This is a genomic window from Leptolyngbya sp. FACHB-711 (assembly GCF_014695615.1).
GTDB lineage: Bacteria > Cyanobacteriota > Cyanobacteriia > Elainellales > Elainellaceae > Leptolyngbya_A.
Genome location: NZ_JACJOR010000063.1, coordinates 1 through 4,577, shown reverse-complemented (window position 1 = coordinate 4,577; position 4,577 = coordinate 1). Strand labels below are relative to the sequence as shown.

Annotated in this window: 2 protein-coding genes; one reads left to right on the top strand and one right to left on the bottom strand. The window is 51.7% G+C overall.

Going from position 1 to position 4,577, the window contains the following annotated elements:
* The first annotated feature begins 404 nt into the window (after positions 1-404).
* Positions 405-1,772 carry an ABC transporter substrate-binding protein gene (locus tag H6F80_RS01435; RefSeq protein ID WP_242067106.1) on the top strand — a complete coding sequence of 456 codons (1,368 nt, stop codon included), beginning with the start codon at positions 405-407 and terminating at the stop codon, positions 1,770-1,772.
* Between the two features lie 642 nt (positions 1,773-2,414).
* Here the strand turns inward: H6F80_RS01435 and H6F80_RS01430 are convergent.
* Positions 2,415-3,704, bottom strand: a complete 1,290-nt coding sequence (locus H6F80_RS01430) for a glutamyl-tRNA reductase (protein ID WP_190789839.1) — start codon at positions 3,702-3,704, stop codon at positions 2,415-2,417.
* Between the last annotated feature and the right edge of the window lie 873 nt (positions 3,705-4,577).

Sequence of the window (4,577 nt, the reverse complement as noted above, 5' to 3'; positions counted from 1 at the left end):
CACAATTTCAAGCAATAGGCAACCGTCCGCCTGTTGTTTCCAATAGAACAAGCTTATTCCAACGCTTCATCCTGCTTGACTTCCTTCGATCGTCCAAAGTTCCGGATTGAGAGAAGCTGCTGATTTTCGCTAAAGTTAAAGTTTATTCTGCAAGCCCAGGTTGAAGCGATTGCCCCACCCCAAGATTTGAAGCGTCGTGCTTGTGTCTCGAACTTGTTTTCAGAACTGCCCTACGCCCCTCTATTTTGGGGAATTCGTCTGAGAAATTCGTCTGGGAAATTCGCTGTCATCCTGAATCGCGCAGTTCAACAATTTCTTACTTCCTTTCCGCCTTCAGCCCCGATTCTCCAGGTTTTCGCTACGATCGTTTATCACGTTGATCCTCTTTTTGCTTGAAAAATCTTATGAAGCGTTTGAATAAGCCCTCTAAATTCAATCGATCGAATTTATTAAAACGGCTCGGAGGTGGCGGTGCGGCGGCTCTGATGCTGTCGATAACGGCTTGTGGCTCTGTGCCGCAAAATACTAGCCAGTCTCCTGAAGCGGGTTCCAGCCCGAGCGCAGCAACTACTGCCGGAGCCAGCGTAGAAGGGCAACTCAAGATTGGAACGCTGCTGCCCATCACAGGTGATTTGGCGCAGTATGGCACAACCATGCAGGACAGCGTAAATTTGCTGGGCGAGACGGTAAACGCATGTGGTGGCGTGTTGGGTAAGCCTGTGCAGATTGTTTCTGAAGATGACCAGACTGATCCCGCAGCAGGGGCGGCAGGCATGACCAAGCTGGCAGAAGTCGATAAGGTGGCAGGTGTAGTCGGCGCGGCAGGCAGCGCGGTTTCGAGTGCGGCAGTCGATATTGCTGTGCGAAACCAGGTGGTGCAAATTTCGCCTTCCAGCACCAGCCCCACTTTTACCGATCGTGCCAAGAAAGGTGAATTCAACGGCTTTTGGTTCCGTACCGCGCCGCCCGATACCTTTCAGGGAGATGCTCTGGCGCAATTGGCACAGCAGCAGGGCGCAAAGGAAGTTGCAGTCCTGGCGATTAACAACGATTACGGCAACGGTCTGATCGATTCCTTTATTCCTGCATTCAAAGAGCTAGGCGGCACGGTAACGAACGAATCCAGTCCAACGAAGTACGCTCCCGACGCGACTACGTTTGACTCAGAACTGCGGGCAGCGTTCAACGGCAATCCGGATGCGATCGTCATGGTTGCCTATCCTGAAACGGGCAGCATCATTCTAAAGCAAGCCCAAGAGCAAGGACTGCTCGACGGTAACACCAAAATCCTGATGTCGGACGGCATGAAGACCGATAAACTTGCTGAACTGTCCGGCAAAACGGCAGATGACAAGTTCATTGTATCGGGCGGATTGGGAACTGCTCCCAGCGCAGGTGGTCCGGCGATCGATCAGTTCAGCGACGCATATCAAAATAAATTTAACCGTGCGCCGAACGTTTACGATCCCAACTCCTGGGACGCTGCTGCTGTGATCGCGCTGGCAGCCGAAGCCGCAAAAGCGACGACGGGAGCTGCCATTAAAGATCAAATTCGTGCAGTGACGAGCGGCGACGGTGAAAAAGTCACGGATGTCTGTCAGGGACTCGCGCTGCTGCGGGAAGGCAAACCGATCAATTACGAAGGAGCCAGCGGCACGGTTGACTTTAACCCCGAAGGTGATGTAGTCGGCAGCTACGATGTCTGGACGATCGCCGATGACGGCAAGCTTCAGGTGCAGTCCAAGATTGAAGTGGCCGGCAGCGACTCGTAGCCGATCGCCTCACGGCTTTTAATCGGAATCGGAGCGAGGCGCAAATTCTCCGCCTGGCTCAGCTCAATATCCTGATACTGTCTGATTCTGATACTGTCTGATTCTGATACTGTCTGATTCTGATGTTGTTAAAAACTTCCCCTTATTCTCTTGTTCCAGGGAATGAGGGGGTTTTTGCAGGGGCGCTGCCTGGATTCCCAAAGATCGCCACACAACCGGACTGATTCCCGACAGGAGCATCTGGGAGAACCTGATTTTGGAACCCCATCAGGAGGCGAGTTTTTCCCAGAATGGGCTGCAGCGGAAGGCTACCCAAGCAGTATGGGATCGATCTGATCAAATCCTTTGATATGCCCTGTCCTTGGCCGGATGCAACAGTGCGGCTGCTGTCGGGCAGCAATATGCCAAAGCGGGTGCTGACGCGTGAGCCTAAGCGATTCTTGCTAGCCAGCCCCTATGCGGCTTAGCTTGGGCGCACTGAATATAAAAACTAAAAAATATGAAAACTAAAAAAGCTGTAGGGACGATCCGCAAACCGCCCTTACAGCCCCTGGAAATTCTTCTACAACAGTATTAGTTTTTGTACTGTTGTCTTTTGTTGTTTTTGTACTGTTTTTGTACGGTGCGTCGATCGCCTTGCCGCTACGCCTTGTTAGAAGCAGGCTCCTCCAGGTTAAACAGCGATCGCAGCGTTTGCATTGCCCGTCGTCGGGCGTCGATGTCCTGCTGTGCCCGGAGCTGCACCATCGGGTCGTGCAGAATCTTGTTGACGATGCCGCGCGTCAATGCCTCGATTACTTCTTGATGCTTTTCGGCAAACTCAGAGCCTAAGCGAGACAGGGCTTTTTCGAGTTCCTGAGCGCGGATGGCTTCAACTTTATCGCGCAGCTCGCTGATCGTTGCCACCGTTTCGAGCGATCGCCACCACAGGTCAAACGCAGCCACTTCTTCATCAAGAATGTTCTCGGCTTCCAGTGCCATCTGGCGGCGGCTTTCCTGGTTCTGAGCAACCACGGCTTTCAGGTCATCCACGTTAAACACCTGCACATGTGCCAGATCGTTGACATCAGCATCAACGTTGCGCGGCACCGAAATATCGAAGAGCTTCAGGCCACGGAGAGGATCAAGGGTGGCTTCCAGCTTGGCGCGATCGATCAGCGGTTCGGTGGCTGCAGTCGCCGTGAAAACCAGATCAGAGTTCGCAAGCACCTGCATCATTTCATCCAGCAAATGCAGGCGAATACTAGCTTCTTTGAACTGCTGCGCCAGTTCTTTAGCAGAGTCGAGCGATCGGTTAACGATCGAAATCTGGGTTGCGCCCTTTGAGAGCAAATGCTGCACCACTAGACGCGACATCTTTCCGGCTCCCAAAACGGCAACGCGACAGGTGGGGAGGTGCTGCACTTTGATTTGTGCCAGCTCCACCGCCGCGGAACTAATCGAAACAGCTCCGGTGCCAATGCTGGTTTCCGTCCGCACTCGCTTTCCAGCCGTAATTGCTTGATTAAACAAACGGTTGAGAATCCGCCCGATTCCGTTATACTGCTGCCCGGTTTTTTGCGTATGCTTAACCTGAGCTAAGATTTGCCCCTCGCCCAGCACTAGGCTGTCTAGCCCCGCCGACACTCGCATCAGGTGCATTACCGCATCGTCGTGCAGCAGGATAAACAGATAGGGACGCAACTGCGACACCGGGATTTTGCCGTGTTCTGAGAGAAACTGCATGACTTCTCGCACACCCTGCTCGGTTTCGCTGGTAACGACATAAACCTCCAGGCGGTTACAGGTGCTGAGAATGGTCGCTTCCTCAATATGGGGAAAGCTGCGAAGATGGGCAATGGCTGCCTCCATTTGAGGCGTTGGAATGCTTAGCTTTTCGCGCACCTCGACTGGCGCAGTTCGATGACTCAGACCCACAACAACAATGTTCATTCTTCCTCCCAAGGCTCTTTTTTTATGCTAGCTAAATAGATAAAGATTCCGGGACAAAATTTCATCTCGGAAAACCATCTAAGCGGCTCAAAATCAATCTAGATGTCACAATTGTTTGCGTAAGCTGTCATGAATAAGTGAGCGAAATGCCCAATTATCAACTTAAAAAAGTCTACCAATTGAGTGTAACGAGTTAGAGGATGCGCCGTCTGAAAATCGGGAGAATGGGGTAAATTTTTGTGAATGAGGCTGGAGAGAGCGATCGAACAAAATCTGCTGTAGCTCACGAAAACCCTATAACCCACTCAGCTTCTACCAGCTCCTACTGCTTACCCACAACCATTCTTGGGAGCGTTCCAAGTGTTGCAGCCTCCTAAATTCTCCGGCGTTGCTGAATTGGAGTATGACTAGCCCCCCTAGCCCCCCCAATTTTGGAGGAAACTGATCCTCAAAGTCCCCCAGCATTGGGGGATTTATGGGGCGATACAGGGTCTCAAGCTGTGTCTTCATACTTCGATTTAGCAACGCCAGTTTTCCCTAAATCGGAGACTCTACGCATCGGGGCAGGCTTCACTTTCCCAAAAGCTGGGAGGTTAGGGAGCCAAGCTGGAGCAATTTGAACATGAATCGAGCGGGGTGTACGGGGTAGCACAAAAACCATTAAAAAAAGGGACGATCGCTTCGCCCCCTTATCAAACAGTTTTCAGACTGTTTTCAGACTGTTTTCAGACTGTTTTTAACAGATTGTGGATGACTCGCGAAATTATCCTCTATCGCAGTTGCAGCGACTTTGGAGCATCAAACAAGTGAACTGTATCCACAAACCGAGCCGTCTTCGACTGGTTAGAAATCACCAGGCTATGCGTTCTTGCG

Excerpts from the sequence above, each read along its gene's own strand:
- H6F80_RS01435 (WP_242067106.1), top strand. The coding sequence starts at position 405 with ATGAAGCGTTTGAATAAGCCCTCTAAATTCAATCGATCGAATTTATTA.
- H6F80_RS01430 (WP_190789839.1), bottom strand. The coding sequence starts at position 3,704 with ATGAACATTGTTGTTGTGGGTCTGAGTCATCGAACTGCGCCAGTCGAG.